At 33.6% G+C, this 18,508-nt stretch carries 14 protein-coding genes; 8 read left to right on the top strand and 6 right to left on the bottom strand.

Annotation, left to right across the window (positions count from 1 at the left end):
* Positions 1 to 176: 176 nt before the first annotated feature.
* Entirely contained in the window at positions 177 to 2,990 is a 2,814-nt protein-coding gene (locus VKY41_RS00070; protein WP_500812390.1) for a TonB-dependent receptor, read from the top strand.
* A 45-nt stretch (positions 2,991 to 3,035) separates the two neighbouring features.
* Entirely contained in the window at positions 3,036 to 4,220 is a 1,185-nt protein-coding gene (locus tag VKY41_RS00065; protein WP_500812389.1) for a beta-helix domain-containing protein, read from the top strand.
* 70 nt (positions 4,221 to 4,290) lie between these two features.
* Here VKY41_RS00065 and VKY41_RS00060 read toward each other — a convergent pair whose 3' ends face one another.
* Positions 4,291 to 4,644, bottom strand: coding sequence for a toxin-antitoxin system YwqK family antitoxin (locus VKY41_RS00060; RefSeq protein WP_500812388.1), 354 nt, complete (start codon positions 4,642 to 4,644; stop codon positions 4,291 to 4,293).
* A gap of 377 nt (positions 4,645 to 5,021) precedes the next feature.
* Here VKY41_RS00060 and VKY41_RS00055 point away from each other — a divergent pair, with 377 nt between their 5' ends.
* The 4 genes from VKY41_RS00055 (at position 5,022) to VKY41_RS00040 (ending at position 11,843) form a co-directional block, all read left to right on the top strand.
* Positions 5,022 to 6,224, top strand: a complete 1,203-nt coding sequence (locus VKY41_RS00055; RefSeq protein WP_500812387.1) for a porin — start codon at positions 5,022 to 5,024, stop codon at positions 6,222 to 6,224.
* A 73-nt stretch (positions 6,225 to 6,297) separates the two neighbouring features.
* Positions 6,298 to 8,601, top strand: a complete 2,304-nt coding sequence (locus tag VKY41_RS00050) for an inorganic phosphate transporter (RefSeq protein ID WP_500812386.1) — start codon at positions 6,298 to 6,300, stop codon at positions 8,599 to 8,601.
* 513 nt (positions 8,602 to 9,114) lie between these two features.
* Positions 9,115 to 9,849 (top strand): LytR/AlgR family response regulator transcription factor, encoded by a 735-nt coding sequence (locus tag VKY41_RS00045; RefSeq protein ID WP_500812385.1) that lies wholly within the window; start codon positions 9,115 to 9,117, stop codon positions 9,847 to 9,849.
* Positions 9,849 to 11,843 (top strand): tetratricopeptide repeat-containing sensor histidine kinase, encoded by a 1,995-nt coding sequence (locus VKY41_RS00040; protein ID WP_500812384.1) that lies wholly within the window; start codon positions 9,849 to 9,851, stop codon positions 11,841 to 11,843. Before VKY41_RS00045 ends, VKY41_RS00040 begins: the two co-directional genes overlap by 1 nt.
* 11 nt (positions 11,844 to 11,854) lie before the next feature.
* Here the strand turns inward: VKY41_RS00040 and VKY41_RS00035 are convergent, their stop codons facing one another.
* The gene (locus VKY41_RS00035; RefSeq protein ID WP_500812383.1) at positions 11,855 to 12,424 is read right to left on the bottom strand and encodes a DUF3109 family protein; all 570 of its coding nucleotides are present in this window, start codon (positions 12,422 to 12,424) and stop codon (positions 11,855 to 11,857) included.
* A 120-nt stretch (positions 12,425 to 12,544) separates the two neighbouring features.
* Here VKY41_RS00035 and VKY41_RS00030 point away from each other — a divergent pair, with 120 nt between their 5' ends.
* Both VKY41_RS00030 and VKY41_RS00025 read left to right on the top strand, forming a co-directional pair.
* The gene (locus VKY41_RS00030; RefSeq protein ID WP_500812382.1) at positions 12,545 to 12,748 is read left to right on the top strand and encodes a hypothetical protein; all 204 of its coding nucleotides are present in this window, start codon (positions 12,545 to 12,547) and stop codon (positions 12,746 to 12,748) included.
* Entirely contained in the window at positions 12,748 to 13,356 is a 609-nt protein-coding gene (locus VKY41_RS00025) for an FAD-dependent oxidoreductase (RefSeq protein WP_500812381.1), read from the top strand. Before VKY41_RS00030 ends, VKY41_RS00025 begins: the two co-directional genes overlap by 1 nt.
* Here VKY41_RS00025 and VKY41_RS00020 read toward each other — a convergent pair.
* The 4 genes from VKY41_RS00020 to VKY41_RS00005 all read right to left on the bottom strand — a co-directional run.
* Positions 13,353 to 14,945, bottom strand: a complete 1,593-nt coding sequence (locus tag VKY41_RS00020) for a S41 family peptidase (protein WP_500812380.1) — start codon at positions 14,943 to 14,945, stop codon at positions 13,353 to 13,355. The two genes, VKY41_RS00025 and VKY41_RS00020, sit on opposite strands and share 4 nt — an antisense overlap.
* Before the next feature lie 72 nt (positions 14,946 to 15,017).
* On the bottom strand, positions 15,018 to 15,449 hold the full coding sequence (locus VKY41_RS00015; protein WP_500812379.1) for a deoxycytidylate deaminase: 432 nt from the start codon (positions 15,447 to 15,449) through the stop codon (positions 15,018 to 15,020).
* A 206-nt stretch (positions 15,450 to 15,655) separates the two neighbouring features.
* Positions 15,656 to 16,249 carry a HupE/UreJ family protein gene (locus tag VKY41_RS00010; RefSeq protein ID WP_500812378.1) on the bottom strand — a complete coding sequence of 198 codons (594 nt, stop codon included), beginning with the start codon at positions 16,247 to 16,249 and terminating at the stop codon, positions 15,656 to 15,658.
* A 417-nt stretch (positions 16,250 to 16,666) separates the two neighbouring features.
* Positions 16,667 to 18,508, bottom strand: a 1,842-nt coding sequence (locus VKY41_RS00005) for a GEVED domain-containing protein (RefSeq protein WP_500812377.1), incomplete at its 5' end; no start/stop codon positions are given.

The following is an 18,508-nucleotide window of genomic DNA, read 5'->3' as shown; positions in this document are numbered from 1 at the left end:
AACCTTTTCTACCCGTTTCTGTGTTAAGAAATAGTTTTCAAAAACAAAAACTTATGTAAATCCATTAATATTTAGGTAACAGTTACATGACGAACCCTTAATTCTGAATTAACACCACCTTTACATTACCACAGTTTCTTTGCATCAACAAATTATCTAAAGAATTAAACATACCAATGAAACATATTATACTCTTTTTTATCCTAATTGCTTCTTTAAATGTACATGCACAAGATACAGGCTACTTAACCGGAAAAATTTTAGATTTAGATTATAACAACGAGCCTTTAGTATTTGCCAACATATTAATAAAAGGAACAACAAAAGGTACAACCTCAGATTTTGATGGTTATTATGAAATAAAAGACATTGAACCTGGAGCGTATACCATTATATATAGTTTTGTTGGTTATGAAACTCAAGAGGTAAACGTTGAAATTATAGCTAGTAAAGAAACCGTATTAAATGTTTCTATGAAAGCTAGTGCCGCCTCTTTAGAGGAAGTTGTAATTAATACTACTACTAAAAGAGAAAGTGAAACCGCTTTACTTTTAGAACAAAAGAAAGCTGTTGAAATAAAACAAAGTATCGGAGCTGATGAGTTATCCAGAAAAGGTATTGGTGATGCTGCTGGAGCAGTTGCTAAAATTTCCGGGGTTTCAAAGCAAGAAGGCTCAAGCAATGTATACGTTCGTGGTTTAGGAGACAGATACTTAAACACTACTATGAATGGGCTTTCTCTACCTTCCAACGATGTTAATAAAAAGAATATCGATTTAAACATATTCTCATCGGATATTATTGAAAATGTATCCATAAGCAAAGCATACACTTCTAAATTTTATGGGGACTTTTCAGCAGGAAATGTAGATATCTCTTCAAAAGATTATAGCGGAAATGGTTTTTTCAATGCCTTTACTTCAACAGGATTTAACTCGAATGCGATAGATAAAAACTTTGTTCGAAGCGAAGGCACTGGGTATTTTGGTTACTACGGAAGATATAACAACAACCCTTTTGCTGTCATTTTATCTCATGGTGTGGATCCTATAAGTGTTGGAACACCAATTGGAATAGGTTATGGAGCTTCAGCCGGAAAATCCTTCAACTTTAAAAATGGATCTCGAATAAACGTATTTGCAACAGCCTCTTTTGAAAACAATTACGAATACCGAAAAGGATCAGCTGTAGACTATACCTTAACTGAGAAAAAGGCTTTTATAAATAATGCGGAAGAATACGAATACGCTACCACGACCACCGCTATGACAAATGTAAACTATCGAATTGATGATAATAACTCTGTTAAATACAATTTTCTATTCATTAATAATTCATCTGACGTAGTGGGTTATTTTGGGATAGATGGAAAAGGTAGAAATAGAGATGCACAAGCGAACACCGACAAAGGTTTTTACCAAATGAATTCGCAATTCGATCAAACACAAATTTTTGTCAACCAATTATTAGGTAAACATACTTCAGGAAAATTTACTGCCGACTGGGGTTTCGGGTATAACTCTGTATGGTCCAAACAACCAGATAGAAAACGATTGAGTATTGAAAATTATCAACTAGCACTAGATAACGACATAAATACGAATCCAGTTTTTTATAGTAATGTTGTATTTGATAACCAACGTTATTTTCAAGACATACAAGACGAAGAATACAACGGTAGAATTAACCTTGCATACAATGCAAACGAAAATTTAAAACTAAACTTTGGGTATAACGGAAGAAGTAAACAAAGAAACTTTGAAAACATTCGATATGGGTACGACATTATAGACTCTAAATATCAAATTACTGATATAAACAATTTCAATAGTGTTTTCAACTTAAACAATTTAAGCTTAAACCCTAGCGACAATGGTATTTACCAGATAAAAGTTATCAATAACATTCCTACTGTATCAAACACTAACAGACCTGGGTTGCCAGAAAACACTTATAAAGGAAAACTTGATGTTTATGCAGGTTATGTAGATGCCGAAATTAAAGCAGGAGAAAAATGGCTAATCGTACCTGGTTTCAGACTAGAATCGTTCAAACAAGACATAGATTTTGACGTTATCAACTTAGGAAATCAAGGTAAAAACAAGATTAGCTCTTATGAGAATTTCTTCCTACCAAGTTTAAATGTAAAATATGCATTAACGGACAATCAAAACCTTCGTTTTTCTGCAAGTCAAACTGTTTCTATTCCAGAATTTAAAGAAGTTGCCCCATTTGTTTACGAAGACATTTCTACAAAAATTGGGGGAAATCCAGATTTATTAGACAAAGGTTTTTCTAAAATCTTGAACTTCGATTTAAAATACGAGTGGTTTTATACCAAAAGCGAAATTATTTCTGTGGCAATATTTACAAAAGAAATAAAAGATCCTGTAAACCTAGTTGTAGGAGCAGATGCTACAGGAACACAGCGTTATTTTAGAACTGGAGACAAGGCAAATGTCTATGGTATTGAAGTGGAATTGAGAAAAAACTTAATCACAAATGAAGATGACAACTCAAAGCTTTCATTAGGATTCAATGCAACTTACATGAAAACTAAACAAGACCTGTATAACTCCATTGATGGCGCTTACTATGATGTGAGTTTTAATAAACATGAAGACAAACTTCAAGGAGCGTCTCCTTTAATCCTGAATGCAGATATTAATTACTCGCCAACATTCGGGAACTACAAACCTGTAGCCAATTTAGTATTCTCATATTTCTCTAACAGAATCGATGCTTTAGGTTCCGGACAGCTAGGAAATGTTATTGAAAAAGGAGTCCCAACCTTAGATTTTATTTGGAGAAACAACTTTAACGAAAAACTGGAAATTAACTTCAGTGTTAAAAATTTACTTAATCCAACTATAGAATATTTTAGAGAAACAACCTTAGGAGATATTGCTGTAAACTCTGCCAATGGCAAAGGAGTTACAGATTACAAAAGAGGGATGAACTTAGGGTTACAACTTAAATACAAATTTTAAACACAATTAATAAACTAAACAAAAATTAAATCAAACTAGAAAAAAATGAAAAACAACTTAATTTTAGGAATTGCACTAATAAGCATGCTTTTCTCTTGCTCATCAGACGATACATCAGACATTATCATTACAGACAATAGTGTTACCAACAACACAAATGGAGGTAATCAAACTCCAAACCCAGAAACCATTTTCCTATCTGGGACTTATACCCAAGATTTAATTCTTGATGCTAACAATACTTACAAAATAAACGGATCTTTAATCATGGCTAGCGGAACAACCTTAGAGATTCCTGCTGGAATGACTATTAAAGCACTTGCTTCAGGAGCAAATGTTTACATAGCTATTTCTCAAGGCGCCAAAATAATTGCTAATGGTTCAGCAAATAGCCCAATTGTTTTTACTTCTGATGCGTCGTCTCCATCTGCAGGAGATTGGGGAGGAATTATCCTTTTAGGTAAAGCTCCAATTAACTCTGTTACTGGAAACGCTACTTCTACTTCTGAAATTGCAAGTTTACCTTATGGAGGTACAGATGCTTCAGACGACTCAGGTATATTACGTTATGTACGTGTTGAATATTCTGGTGGTGCTGCTGATGGACAATCAGAAAACAACGGGTTCTCTTTTTACGGTGTAGGAAATGGTACTGTAGTAGAGTACATTCAAGCTTTTGAAGGTAAAGATGACGGTGTTGAATTTTTTGGAGGAACTGTAAACGCAAGTTATGTTTCAGTTGTAAATGCTCAAGACGATTCTATAGATTGGACCGAAGGATACACAGGAACTATTACAAATGCTTATGTGAAACACGGTGCAGATCACGACAAAGGAATTGAAGCTGATGGATACAATACAGATTTCAGCAATGCCGCTGGATTCTACTCAAAGCCAACAGTAACCAACTTAACAATTATAGGTCAAGGTTCTAATACAGGAAACGAAGCTATTAGATTAAGAGCTGGAACACAAGGAGTTTTTAACAACGTATTAATTGAAGGTTTTGAAGAAGCTTTCGATTTAGACGGAGATGCTGGAGATAATCCAACTGGAGTTGGGGTAATCAATGGCGATTTACACGTAAGTAATATTACCTTCACTGATGTTACTTTAAAAATGAAAAATGATACTGCTGAAACATTTACAGAATCAGATTTTATCTCAGGTGAAGGAAATGGAACAGGAACAGATTATGCTACTTGGGGAGCATCATGGACTGTTGAATAAACACAATGAATTAGACTAAAAATAAAAAAGCATCCTAATTAGGATGCTTTTTTATGTAGTATAAAACTATTTAATTTCGCAGTACAACGCTAGACCTACCAGTCCATTGGTTTACACCTGCAATTGCATTGTTGTTATAATCTACTTCATTTAGTGTTTTATCATTCCAATAAAACCATTTGCCGACTTTTTTCCCATTATCATAATTCGCAGAAACTACTTTTCTTCCTTCTGTGTCAAAACTTAACCACTCACCTTGAAGCTTTCCATCTAGAGAGTAAGCACCTTTTTGGCTTACAACTCCATTGTCGTGATAGTAAACTACTTCAATTAAATTAGTGTCTTTGTTCAGTTTTAATTCTCTTTCTTGTGCAAAAGAGCCCACAGTAATTAAAAAGGTTAGAAATATGAGTGCTTTCTTCATAATTAATTGGGTTTTTATTTGTTATAATTCAAATATAGAAATTTAGTAACATTTAAGCAACGTTTACATAACATTAATTTAACATTGGAACGCTAACTAATTGTTGTTAAGAAGGATAAAACAGTTTTTAAATAGGATTTTTAATGATTCCTTAATAGTTTCATTACATTAATATTCATTTAAAACCTGATATTTGAACTGTCTTAAGACTATTATTTATTGATTTCATATAATTATTTAGTTTTTGTCGACTATATTATCATGAATTCTAAGGCTGCTTTTGGCCAAGGCAGCCTTTTTCTTAAATTTAATATTAAGGAAACATAAATTTAACTTTATATTAGGTTCTTTGCAACGACAAAAACTAAATACCTAATATGAAATTTAAAGTAACTGTAGTTTCACTATTACTAGTTTCAGTAAATCTTGTTAACGCACAAGAAACATCCTCGTCTAAATTTGGCAATGGTGTATTTAATGTTGTTGGTCAAGATAGTTCATGGACCATGAAAATTGGTGCCAGAATGCAATTTTTAACTATAGCTAGCTGGGAAAACAACAAAGGCGAACTCATAAATGGCGAAGCTGCTTTTTCGGTGAGAAGAGCTAGATTAAAATTTGGCGGTTACGCTTTAACTCCTAAATTAAAGTATAAAATAGAATTGGGTTTATCTAATAGAGATATGGCCGGAGCTTCTGTTTATACGAGCGACACCCCAAGATTTATTTTAGATGCTGTAATGCAATGGAATTTTTATAAAAATTTCGAATTATGGTTTGGTCAAGCAAAACTCCCTGGAAACAGAGATCGTCTTATTTCCTCTGGAAGCCTTCAATTTGTTGATCGATCTATTTTAAATGCCGAATTCAATATTGATAGAGATTTAGGCTTTCAATTAAGACATCACTTTAATCTAACAGATCAATTTGTTATTAGAGAAGCCATAGCTATTTCACAAGGTGAAGGAAGAAATGTAACCACAGGAAACATTGGTGGACTTCAATATACCGGACGACTAGAACTTCTACCTCTAGGATTATTTCCAGACAAAGGTGATTATATTGGTGGAGCAATTAACAGACACGAATCTGCAAAGCTTTCTATTGGCGTATCCTATAACTTCAATAATAATGCTGTTAAAACAAAAAGCAACCAAGGCTCATACATGATAACCGATTCAGGTTACTACAAAACAAACATAACCACGCTTTTCATCGATACCATGTTTAAACATAAAGGCTTCTCTTTTATGGGTGAATATGCAAACCGAGACGCCGAAGATCCTATAGCAAAAAATGATGATGGTACTCCGACCGGCCAGATAGTTCAAGTTGGATCTGCACTTAATCTACAAGCAGGCTATTTATTTAAAAGTAATTGGGAAGTTGCAAGCCGATTTTCAAATGTAGATTTCAACTCTATTGTTAGTAATGAAAACACGGTCAACGAGTACACTTTGGGCATTTCAAAATACATTGTAGGGCACAAATTAAAGGTCCAATCAGATTTTACTTATATAGATACTGAACATTTAAATAGCAGATTAGCTTATAGATTACAATTTGAAGTACACTTTTAATTATTAACATTCTCATAACATTGTAAAGTAAAACGCGATAGATATTTGCAAATACTTATAAGAAACGAAATATATGGAAAACATATACTTATTAATGATTATCGCCCTAGCAGTTTTAGCTGTAGCAGATTTGGTTATTGGCGTAAGTAACGATGCCGTTAACTTTTTAAATTCAGCTATAGGCTCAAAAGCTATTTCATTTAGAACCATAATGATTGTGGCTAGTTTAGGTGTTGCCGTTGGTGCCGTTTTCTCTAGTGGAATGATGGAAGTTGCCAGAAAAGGGATTTTTAACCCTCATGAATTTATGTTCAATGAAATCATGATCATTTTTATGGCGGTTATGATTACGGACATTTTGTTGTTGGATTTTTTCAATACTGTTGGAATGCCAACGTCAACAACGGTCTCTATCGTTTTCGAACTTTTAGGAGCTTCAGTTGCCATGGCTTTAATTAAAGTAGCACACGATGGTGGTGGATTATCAGAAGCTATAAATTACATCAATACCTCTAAAGCTACCGAAATTATATTTGGAATTCTCCTCTCGGTCATCATTGCATTCTCCGTAGGAGCCTTGGTTCAGTGGGTTGCCAGACTTTTACTTTCATACAATTTCGAAAAGAAAGCCAATTGGGTTGGTGCTTTATTTGGCGGTATTGCTTTAACGTCTATCACTTATTTTATTTTCATAAAAGGATTAAAAGGAACTGCTTTAGCTTCCCTAGAAATTGGGTTTTTAGGAAATACCACCCTAAACTATTACATGGAATCTCATGTTTCTCTAATTATCTCTCTAAGTTTAGTCTTCTGGGCTTTCTTATCTTATCTTTTTATTACACTACTTAAAACGAATATTTACAAACTAATTATATTGGTTGGAACTTTTGCTTTAGCCTTAGCTTTTGCTGGTAACGACTTGGTGAATTTTATTGGTGTGCCAATTGCAGGATGGATATCCTATTCGGCTTGGGTAGATTCTGGTGTTGCTGCAGATGCTTTTAGCATGGGTTTTTTAGCAGATAAAGTTTCTACACCAACTATTTTATTAGTTGCTGCTGGACTAATTATGGTTGCAACCTTATGGTTCTCTAGTAAAGCCAAAAGCGTTGTTAAAACCTCGTTAGACTTATCGAGTCAAGAAGAAACCAAAGAGCGTTTTCAACCAAATTTTTTATCACGAAGTTTTGTAAGATTTGCCATTTTAGGATCGCAAATGTCGTCTTACATACTGCCTGAATCTTGGCAAGCTAAAATTGAAAAACAATTTGAAAAACCTGTTATCCCATTAAAAAGAGATAAAACATACGAGTTACCTGCATTCGATTTAGTTCGTGCTGCAGTAAACTTAATGGTTGCAGCTGTATTGATCTCTATTGCAACCTCAATGAAGTTACCATTATCTACTACATACGTAACCTTCATGGTTGCTATGGGTACATCATTAGCTGATAGAGCTTGGGGAGCAGAAAGCGCAGTTTACAGGGTGGCCGGTGTACTAAATGTTATTGGAGGCTGGTTCTTCACCGCGTTTATAGCCTTTATTTCTGCCGCTATTATTGCTTACTTCCTTAACTGGAATGTAGAAGTTATGGTGCCTATATTTTTATTAATAGCAACCTTGTTATTGGTTAGAAGCTATATTGCACATAAAAAGAAAGCACAAGAAACTAAAGAGGAAGGAAGTTTAACCCGTGCTGAGAGCAGCTCTATTCAAGGTGTCATCCACGAAAGTGCAGAAAACATTGCACATGTTATTAAACGAGGAAACAGAATTTACACCAATGCTATTAACGGTTTGGCTAAACAAGATTTAACCTTGCTTAAAAAGAATAAAAAGCAGGTTATAAAACTTTCTGAAGAAATAGATGAATTAAGAGACCATATCTTTTACTTTATTAAAAACCTAGATGAATCAAGTGTTGGCGCAAGTAGTTTCTACATTAACGTACTTGGTTATTTACAAGACATTGCGCAATCTTTAGAATACATTTCTAAAGTGAGTCATAAACACGTAAACAACAACCATAAAAAACTTAAATTCAGTCAAATAAAAGAATTAAAAGAAGTTGACGAGCGTTTTGAAAGGCTATTTGAAAATACTAGAAATGCTTTTGAATCTCAATCTTTTGAGGAAATAGGAATTATTTTAACCAGAAAATCAGAGATTGTGTCTTTAGTTAGTACTAAAATCCAAAAACAAGTGGAGCGTACTAGAACTGAAGAATCAAGCCCTAAAAACACAACACTATACTTTAGTATTTTATTAGAGACTAAGGATTTATTAGCGGCTGTTATGAATTTACTAGAAGAATACCATAGCGCATTTGATAGTACAATTAAGCCCGCTAAACTTTCAGATGAACAAACAGAATAAGCCTTGTTCCATTATAACATAATAACAAAAAAGCATCTCATTCGAGATGCTTTTTTTATAACACTTAACTTAAATTTGATTTTGCCTGACTTGCAGATAACAAAGATTCAAAATTGCAACTAAAGATGAAAGGCTAAGTTATAAACATTGTACCTGAGTTTTTAACACAAATCATATATTTCCACAAACTAGAATAAGTACTTTCAATAAAATAAGACATAAAAAAAACCAGTTTTCACTGGTTTTTTTAATTGATTAATAGCAACCATCTATAAAATGAAATGCCTATCCCTTAATTAATAGCATACCAAATATATAAAAAAAGAAACCCAATAAATTAACCAAAGTGTAGTTGGTATGAAATAATGTATAGTTGGTACAAATTATTGTATAATTGGCAATATGCTCTTTTAAAATCCAAAAAACTATCAAAAAACTACCATCCATACACAAAACCCAACCAACTATACATCCATAATAACAACCCAACAATAAATTGTTATATTTGAATATATGATAAAAGCAGTAATTGTAGACGATGAACCAAAGGCTATAAAAAGTCTTGTTTGGGAGTTAGAAAGTTTTGATAGTGATGTTTTAATAACTGAAACTTTTACTAGTCCAGAAAAAGCCATTGAGTATTTAAAAACCCATACTCCAGATTGTTTGTTTTTAGATATTAACATGCCTACTATGGACGGGTTTCAATTTTTAGATTCTATAAACCATGAAGATTACGCTGTAATTATTACCACAGCATACAACGAACATGCTTTAAAAGCTTTAAAAAACGACGCTATAGATTATCTTTTAAAACCTATAGACTCTGACGACTTAAAGGAAACCATAAAAAAAATCAGAAAATTTCACTCCAACAACTTCTCCATTTCAAAAGTGGAAGAAGTACTTTTAAACTTTAATGCCACTCAAAAACAACAAAAAATAATTGTAAACACTGAAGGCAAAATGATTTTTCTAAATCCAGAAGAAATCATGTATGTAGAATCCGATGGGAATTATTGTACTTTTCACTTAGTCAACAATCATAAAATAGTTGTTTCCAAAAAAATGAAGGACATAGACACTGTTTTACCAGAGAATTGTTTTTTTAGAATTCACAATTCGTTCGTTATAAACCTCAACAAAATAAAGGAATTTGTAAAAAGTGAAGGCTATGTAGTGATGGATTCAAATGACAAAATACCTGTTGCTAGACAAAGAAAATCAGATTTTTTAAATAAGCTTTAATGAATAGAAAAAGGGTTTCACAGAATTACAATTTTTCATTTTTAGCTAAATCTTACCTTCGATATTTTTTAGTAAGCTTCATGTTGTTTACTCTAAACACCTCTGCGCAAAATGAAGTTGGAGACCACTATAAAACCCTCGTGGAACACGTATTAAATAGAACAACCACTAACTATCAATTTTTAGATTCTGTATTTATAAAATTTTCTACAGACACACTAAAAATGAATTATCTTTTAAAAGAATCCAACGCATGTAATTTTCTAGGTGGCGAAAGCTATTCTCTAAATAAATTAGGTGAATCTTATCGAAATCTTTCAAAATATAACAAAGCTATAGAGCTACATGAAAAGGCTTTACTAAAAGCCAAACAAGCCAAGAGTAAAGAATTAGAAGCCATTAGTTTAAATATGCTTGGTGTTGTTTACAGAAGGCAGGATATTATTAGAACCGCCTTAGACTTCCACAAAGAAGCATTAGATCTAGCAGAAAGCGTTAAACCCATTACCCAGGCACTTAAACAAAGTATTGCTATTTCTCAGAATAGTATGGGAAATATTTATTTGGCGCTAAAACAATACGACATCGCATTAGATCTTTTTCACAAATCTCTATTGATAGAGAAAGAGTTGGGCAATAAATTAGGATTAGCTATTAATCATCATAATATAGGTTATGCCCAAGAGGCACAAGGCTTATTAGATGACGCATTAAAAAACTATGAAATATCCCTTAATTACAACAACGAAATAGACTCAGAGATTGGACGTGTTATTTGCTACAACAGCATAGCAAAACTAGATATTATTAAAGGTGAATATGAAAAAGCAATTCCAGTTATTGAACTTGCTTTAGAGAAGGCTAAAGTTATTAATGATAAGTATTATATTTCTAGTTCCTACTCAAATCTTGGGTTAATCCAGCTTAAAATGAAAAACTTTAAGGCGGCGTCATCAAATTTAAAGAAAGCCTTAAGAATTGCTAAGGAATACAATCTAAAATCGCAAGAGGCCGAAACCTACAACCATTTATCGCAATTGGAAGAAGACACAGGAAACTTTGAGAATGCTCTTCACTTTTACAAACAATATGTGGACTTAGACAAGGCAATTACTGGTGAAAAAAACTTTCAATATGTAACCGATTTAATTTTAAAATACGAAACCGAGAAAAAAAACAATCAAATAAATGCTCTTGCTAGTGAAAACGAAATAGTAAAATTAAAACTTGCTCAAAACAGAAGACTCTTAATGATGAGTTTGCTTGCCGCTATTGTGATAATAGGTTTTTTCATCATCCTTCAAAGACAGAGACAATTAAAAAATGAAAAGAAGATTGTAACCTTAGAGCAAGAAGTGTTAAGAAGTCAGATGAACCCACACTTTATTTTTAATTCTTTAAACTCTATAAAACTGTTTATCATAAACAACGAAAAAGAAAATGCCGTTTACTATCTTAATAAATTCTCCAAGCTTATTAGAAAAATCCTCATTGCTTCTACCGAAAAAGAAAACTCTCTACAAGACGAGCTCGATACCATGGCTCTGTATATGAATATAGAAAATATGCGTTTTTCTAATCAAATAGAATATCAGGTACAAATTGACAGAAACGTAAATACAGCACTAATTAAAGTGCCTTCGTTAATACTTCAACCTTTTTTAGAGAATGCACTATGGCACGGACTATCTTCCAAAGAAGACAACAAACGCATTGAACTGGAAGTTCACCAAAACAATTCAGATTACGTTACTATTAATATAATTGATAATGGCGTAGGGCGGGCCGTTTCTCAGAAAATTAAAGAAAAGAGAAAATTAAAACGAAAATCAGTTGGGATAGAAATTACCAAAGCACGATTGGAAAATTTTTCAAAAGGATTTATGAGTGATTATAAAATAGAAATTGAAGACCTTTTTGAAAACGGAAAGGCTTCTGGCACCATGGTAATTGTTCAAATACCTATAAAGACCACGGTTTTAAAATCAGCTTAAACAGCCTGAATTTATTTCTTATAACTCTCAGCTACTACTTCTAATTGCGCATACCAATCTTCGCCAAACTTTCGAATAAGTGCTTCTTTTACAAATTTGTAAACAGGAACCTGAAGTTCTTTTCCTAGGGTACAAGCATCATCACAAATTTCCCATTTATCGTAGTTAACAGCAGAAAACTCTGTATAATCTTTCACTCTAATTGGATATAAATGACAAGAAACCGGTTTTTTCCAATCGATAACCTTTTGGTTATACGCTTCTTCAATACCACAAAGAGCTGTTCCTTTTTTATCAAAAATAACATAAGCACAATCGGCACCATCAATTAAAGGAGTTTCAAACTCATTGAATTCTGTAACAATATAAGTCCCTTGTTGCTCAATGGCTGCAATACCTTCCGGTCGTAAAAGATGCTTAATTTTAGGATATATATCTTTAAGAATCTCCGTTTCACTTTGTTCTAGTGGAGCTCCCGCATCGCCATCTATACAACATGCCCCTTTACATGCCGACAGATTGCAAACAAAGTCCTTTTCAATAATCTCTTCCGAAACGATGGTATTTCCTAACTGAAACATAAATTTAGATGCTTATAAAAGTAATTGCAAAGATAGCTTATAAATAAAAAATTAATGCCTAAAACAAAGAATAATCATTCCAAATTAACGAAATTTGCAACAGCTTTAAATTTATGCAAAATGAAGATTTTTAAAATATTACTATCATTAATTTCAGTTGGCTTGATAATTTACAACCTAACCCAAGTTAATTTTAATGCGCCTTTTGAAGGTGACAGTATAATTGCTTTTATTACTATTTTAGCAGCAATGTGTGCTTTGGTATTATTACAAATCTTAAGGATTTCTGAAAAAATTGAAAAACAATCAAAAATTAAAAAATAATGTTTGATGTGCTAATTATTGGCGGTGGTGCTTCTGGTCTTTCATGTGCTTTAGTTTTAGGCTCGGCAAAAAACAAAGAATATGCGCAAGACAAAAAGGTTGGTATTATTGCCCATCAAAAATCTTCACATTTACAAACAGCTTTATTTAATAATGTTTTAGGCTTAAGACCTGGTACAACTGGCGCTTCCATTCTAGAAACAGGCAAAGAGCAGTTAGCATCTTTATATCCAGAAGTACAACAAATTATCAATGAAAAGGTTAAGCAGATAACTAAAACCAAAACTGGATTTTTAGTAATAACCAACAAGGCAGAATACAATTCTAAACTAGTAGTTATAACGGTTGGACATACTAATTTAATGACCATTAAAGGTTTAGAAGAGTACATAGAACCTCATCCAAGAGAAAAAATCGATAAAAACCGAATTTGGTTGAAAAACATTGATCATAAAATTGACGACGGTCTTTATGTAGCAGGAACTTTAGCTGGTTGGAGAAGTCAATTTGCCATTGCAAGTGGTAGTGGAGCCCAAGTAGCTACAGATATTTTAACTCTTTGGAATGGTGGAGAGCACACAAAAGTTCACGATAAGGTAGTAGGTTAATTATCTTTGTTGCTTAATGCAATAACCTTATCAATCATAATATCTGATTGATTTAAAACCTCTTCAAAAGCGCCATTTCCATAAAGTTGATCGGCTAGAGTAGCTTTAATATATTGCTTAACTTCTTCATTATAGGCCACAAAAGTAATATTAGCTTTAGTTTTCTCGTTCAGATAATTCTGAAACTCTAGAACTATATCGTCATTAAACTCAAACTCATTTATGAATTCGTTCCGGGGAATAGCATCATAAGCATGGCGATCTTTTTCTAATTCTTCAAAAACAAAATTGCTAATAAACCCTCGTCTGTCCAGAAAAGTTAGGGTTTCGTTTTGCATGCTTAAATCCAGTGGCACAAAAACATCAGGAATTATACCTCCCCCACCATACACTACTTTTCCTTTAGGCGTAGTAAACTTTAAAGAATCAGCCACTTCAATTTTTTCTGGATCTAAAAGCTCACCACTTTGTATACGCGAAAAATATTCATCGTAGTAATCTCCATTTCCATTTTTATACGAGCGTTGTATCGATCTACCTGTTGGTGTGTAATATCTAGAAACTGTTAATCTTACAGCGCTTCCATCTCCCAAATCCATTTCACGTTGCACCAAGCCTTTTCCGTAAGATCGACGCCCAACGATGGTCCCTTTATCATTATCCTGAAGTGCTCCTGCAATAATTTCGCTAGCTGAGGCTGAATTTTCGTCTATTAAAACAAATACTTTTCCATTTTCGAAATCTCCTTTTTTGGTAGCGAAGCTTTTATCAATATCTCCTCGTTTGTTTTTAGTAAAGAGAATTAGTTTGTCTTTCTCTAAAAACTCATCAGCTATTTGTTCGGCTACGCCTAAAAATCCACCGGGATTTCCTCGTAAATCTACGACCAACTCAGCAATTCCTTCTTTTTGTAATTTGTTAAGCTCTTTTTTAAACTCCTTATAGGTAGTTTCAGCAAAACGGTTAATTTTTATATACCCTAGTTTATCCGTAAGCTTGTACGCCGCATCCACACTTTTAATTGGAATGTGATTTCGTTTTACCTTAAAATCCAATAATTCAGGTTCGCCTCTTCTGTAAACCTTTAAATCTACTATTGTATTTAATGGACCCTTAAGTTTTTTTATAATATCATTATTACTCCATTTTTTTCCAAAAATAGAGTCGCCATTAGCCATAATAATCCGGTCTCCACCCTTTATACCTGCCTTTTCGCTCGGACCATCATCAATTGTTCTAATAACAGTAATGGTATCTTTATAGGTGTAGAAATTAATACCAATACCTACAAAATCACCTTTCATATTATCGGCCACGCGTTCCATGTCTTCTTTTGGGATGTATACAGAATGTGGATCTAGTGTATTAAGAATGCCGTTAACTGTTACGTCTACAATACTATCTGTATTAACATCTTCTATATATTCGTAATCTATATAGTCAATCAATCTGTTAAGCTTGTCCTTTTTACTGTTTTTAGTAAATATTCTATCGGAAGTATCAGAGAAATTTAATTTTCCACCAATATAAATACCTGCTGCCATTGCAACACCTACAATAAGTGGTAAATATTTTTTCTTGAATTTCATTTGTGTTTTTTATTGCTGTAAACTATTATAAATTCATTCACAACTATTATTCCGAAGGCTAAAAGCTATATCTTATGCTTTTAAGTCTGTAATGCAAACAAGCTCGATTCCGGCTTTTCTTAAAAATTGTAAGCCAGAATCATCTTTATATCCTTCTTTATAGACCACTCTAACAATACCTGCTTGATGTATTAATTTACTACATTCCTTACAAGGCGACAAAGTAATGTACAAGGTGGCTCCTTTACAAGATTGGGTAGAGGAAGCAACTTTTAAAATGGCGTTTGCTTCGGCATGCAAAACATACCATTTAGTATAACCTTCGTCATCTTCACAAAAATTCTCAAAACCTGTTGGGGTACCGTTAAATCCATCGGAGATAATCATTCTGTCCTTAACTATAATTGCACCTACTTGTTTACGTTCGCAATAAGATAGTTTTCCCCACTCTTTAGCAATTCTTAAATAAGCTTTGTCGTATTTAAGTTGTTTGTGTTCCTTCATATATTTTACAAGGTGAACTCTATATTAATTATATACAACGAAGATAGGCTGTTCCTATTTTAATTACAACTTGAGTTTTAAAGATTTATGAAAACTTTAGGTAAAAAGAACTGTTACACATTGGATATCCATACGTTTATAACTTTTTTTAAATAAAATATAAAAGCCGCATTAAATTAACTAGAAACCGACTCGATTCCTAACTTTTACTTAAGCCAAAAACCGCTATTCATAATCATAGGGATAACCAACCCAACTACGACTGCCGAAATAACCATCACCCAATCGCGTTTTGAAAATCTGAAAACGGTTTGCATAATAAACCCAAGAAACAAAACGACAAATACAATAATTATTTGCGCTAATTCAATTCCCAAAGCAAACTCTAAAAGTGTTACTAATTTATTATCGGATTGCCCCACAAGCATTCTAAACTCCCTTGCAAATCCTAAACCATGTACCAATCCGAAAAATAGAGTAGAGAAAAACAACACCCCAACCTTTTCTTTTTGAGCGCCTTTTCCTGCCGTAAACACGTTAAAAAGTGCAACAATTAATATAGTAATGGGAATTAAAAATTCCACCAATTTACCATTTACACTCACCACATTGTAGGCCGCTAAGATTAATGACAAGGTGTGCCCTAAAGTAAAAACAGTTACCAATAATAAAACACGTTTCCAATCCTTAAAAAGGTAAGGGACACTCAACACTATTAAAAAAAGAACATGATCGTAGCCATTGATATCCAATACATGATTCATACCATATTCTACGTGAAACCAGAAATTATCAAACATTATTAATTGTAGTTTTTTGGGTGCTTTCAAAGATACAATTTAAAATGAAATGTCCTTATATTGAAAATTATTTTCAAACAATAAGTTTAAAATTTAGATGGCCAAAAGCTCATCTAGATTTTAAGTAGGTGAAATCCACTATACATACGCTATACCCTTGAACAATCTACCTGACAATTGGTAATTAGAATATTAAAGATGTTAAGCCTAATAACAAACTATGCCTAAAAGAAAATTCTTAAACAAGAGTGCAAACCTAAGTCTTTCATCAAAAATAAAAACCGTGAATTAACCCCTAAAACGAACTGAGCAACAAAAATAGTACTTAAAATAAGTCCATAAAAAAACCACCTCGAATTGAGGTGGTTTTTCCATTTCTAAAAAAATTTTTATTAGGTTATTTTCTAATAAACTTGATTATTTTTTCACTAATCTAAATGTATGAGCATCTCCTCCATTTTTCAGTGTTACCAAATACACTCCTGAAGTCAAGCTTTCATTTAAAGATACAGTTAATCTATTATCACTTACGGAAAACGTATTATTATAAAACTGTCTTCCAGTCATATCTGTAATGTTTACTTCTACTTGCTCTCCATTTAACTTAGGTGCATGTACAAAGAATGTATTATCATTTAATGGGTTTGGATATAGGCGAGTATCTGAAAACATGTTGTAATCATCCACGCTAACTGTTGCTTCAGAAACTTCAACGGTATAGTCTTCAGTTTCAGAAAATGAAGAAGTAGCGACACAAGGATCTAACAAATCTCCAGATTTATTGTAGTGATATTGAACTCTCAACCTGTATGTGCCTAATGGTAAATTGGAAGGCAGTGTAAAGGCAGGAAAATCAATAGTAGTATTCGCGCCAATTGAACTAGGTAAAAAAGCCACCATTTCTGATGAATCAAAAACAAGGTTTTGGTCTAGATCGATCCAAATAGCTGCACCATGATTACCAGATCCTGTACCACTTGTTAAAGAAGCTGTATAAGGCACACCCACTTGAAGTTCAGCTGGCGCAACAGAAGTAGTATAGTCACTATATCCATTGGTTCCCTCTGAAGCAGCTGAGTCATTGTTTAAGTTATTTAATGTGAAATTACGTATCTCGTCTGAGTTATTTGATGATCCAGAAGGAATACAGTATCCTGTATAAACACTTAAAGGCCCAGCCCAATTACTTTCACCATCGACTGCACCACAATTGGCTTGCACATACACGTCATAATGTGAATCAGCACTTAAACCTCCTATTTGATAAGAGTTTGTAGATGCTACAGCTGTACTAATTTCCTCTGTATCACCTGGTGTATACCCAGGAGCTCCCCAAGAAACATTCCAAGAAGTTTCAGAATTATTTGCCACCCAAGCAATATCAGCTGTTGTGGACGTAAGGTCAGTAACCTCTAAAGATGATGGCTCTAAACAAGATGGCGCTTGCTCCCAGGTCACATCATCCCAATAATGGCTAGTTCCATTGGCTGCACTTTTAATTCCTAATCTTGCTCCAGCAGGAACCGTGTTAGGAATTACCACTGTGTATTCCGAATTTGAAGCATAGCTAGTATTGGTAATAGTAACATCTTCAATTAATGTAAAACTATTGTAGTCACTTACATCAGTAACATAACCTACCGAAAGAGCACCTGACCCCGAAGCAACTCTTGCTTTAAGTTTCAACCAATGCGTTCCGGCATTAACATTAGAGAATTCTGGTAGTGCTACAATTACAGAGTTCGAAGTAGAAGAAGTATACTGATAAATATTTCGGGTTCCTGAAGCAGGAGAAGTCGAAGATATTGTCTGACTTCCAGCTGAAGTAGCTGGAACTATTCTTTCCCAACAATCAGGAACAATACTTCCTGTAGCATAAGAATCGAAATCCTCAAACATTTCAGTTATAGCACTACAAGCGGTTTCAAAACTCAATGGACCCGCCCAACTACTCAAGTCACCATTACCACAGTCAGCTTGAACGTAAACATCATAACTTGTTTGAGGAGTTAAACCTGCTATCTGGTAAGAAGTTGTACTTGCAGTATCAGTTCCAAGATCATCTACACCCGGCGTATATCCTGGCGCTCCCCAAGAAACATTCCATGCTGTTTCTGAGTCACCAGCTGTCCAGCTAATATCTACTGAATCACTGTTTACGTTTGTAGTTGCCAAATCCATTGGTGCAGGACAGGCTGGAATTTCTAATGAAATATTATCTATAGCCGCAGGAGGTTGTGTTCCACCGCTACTATCATT

It is taken from the genome of Xanthomarina sp. (assembly GCF_035306605.1).
Taxonomy (GTDB): domain Bacteria; phylum Bacteroidota; class Bacteroidia; order Flavobacteriales; family Flavobacteriaceae; genus Xanthomarina.
Note: the sequence above shows the minus strand (reverse complement) of the source record. Positions and strands in the feature narration are given on the sequence as shown.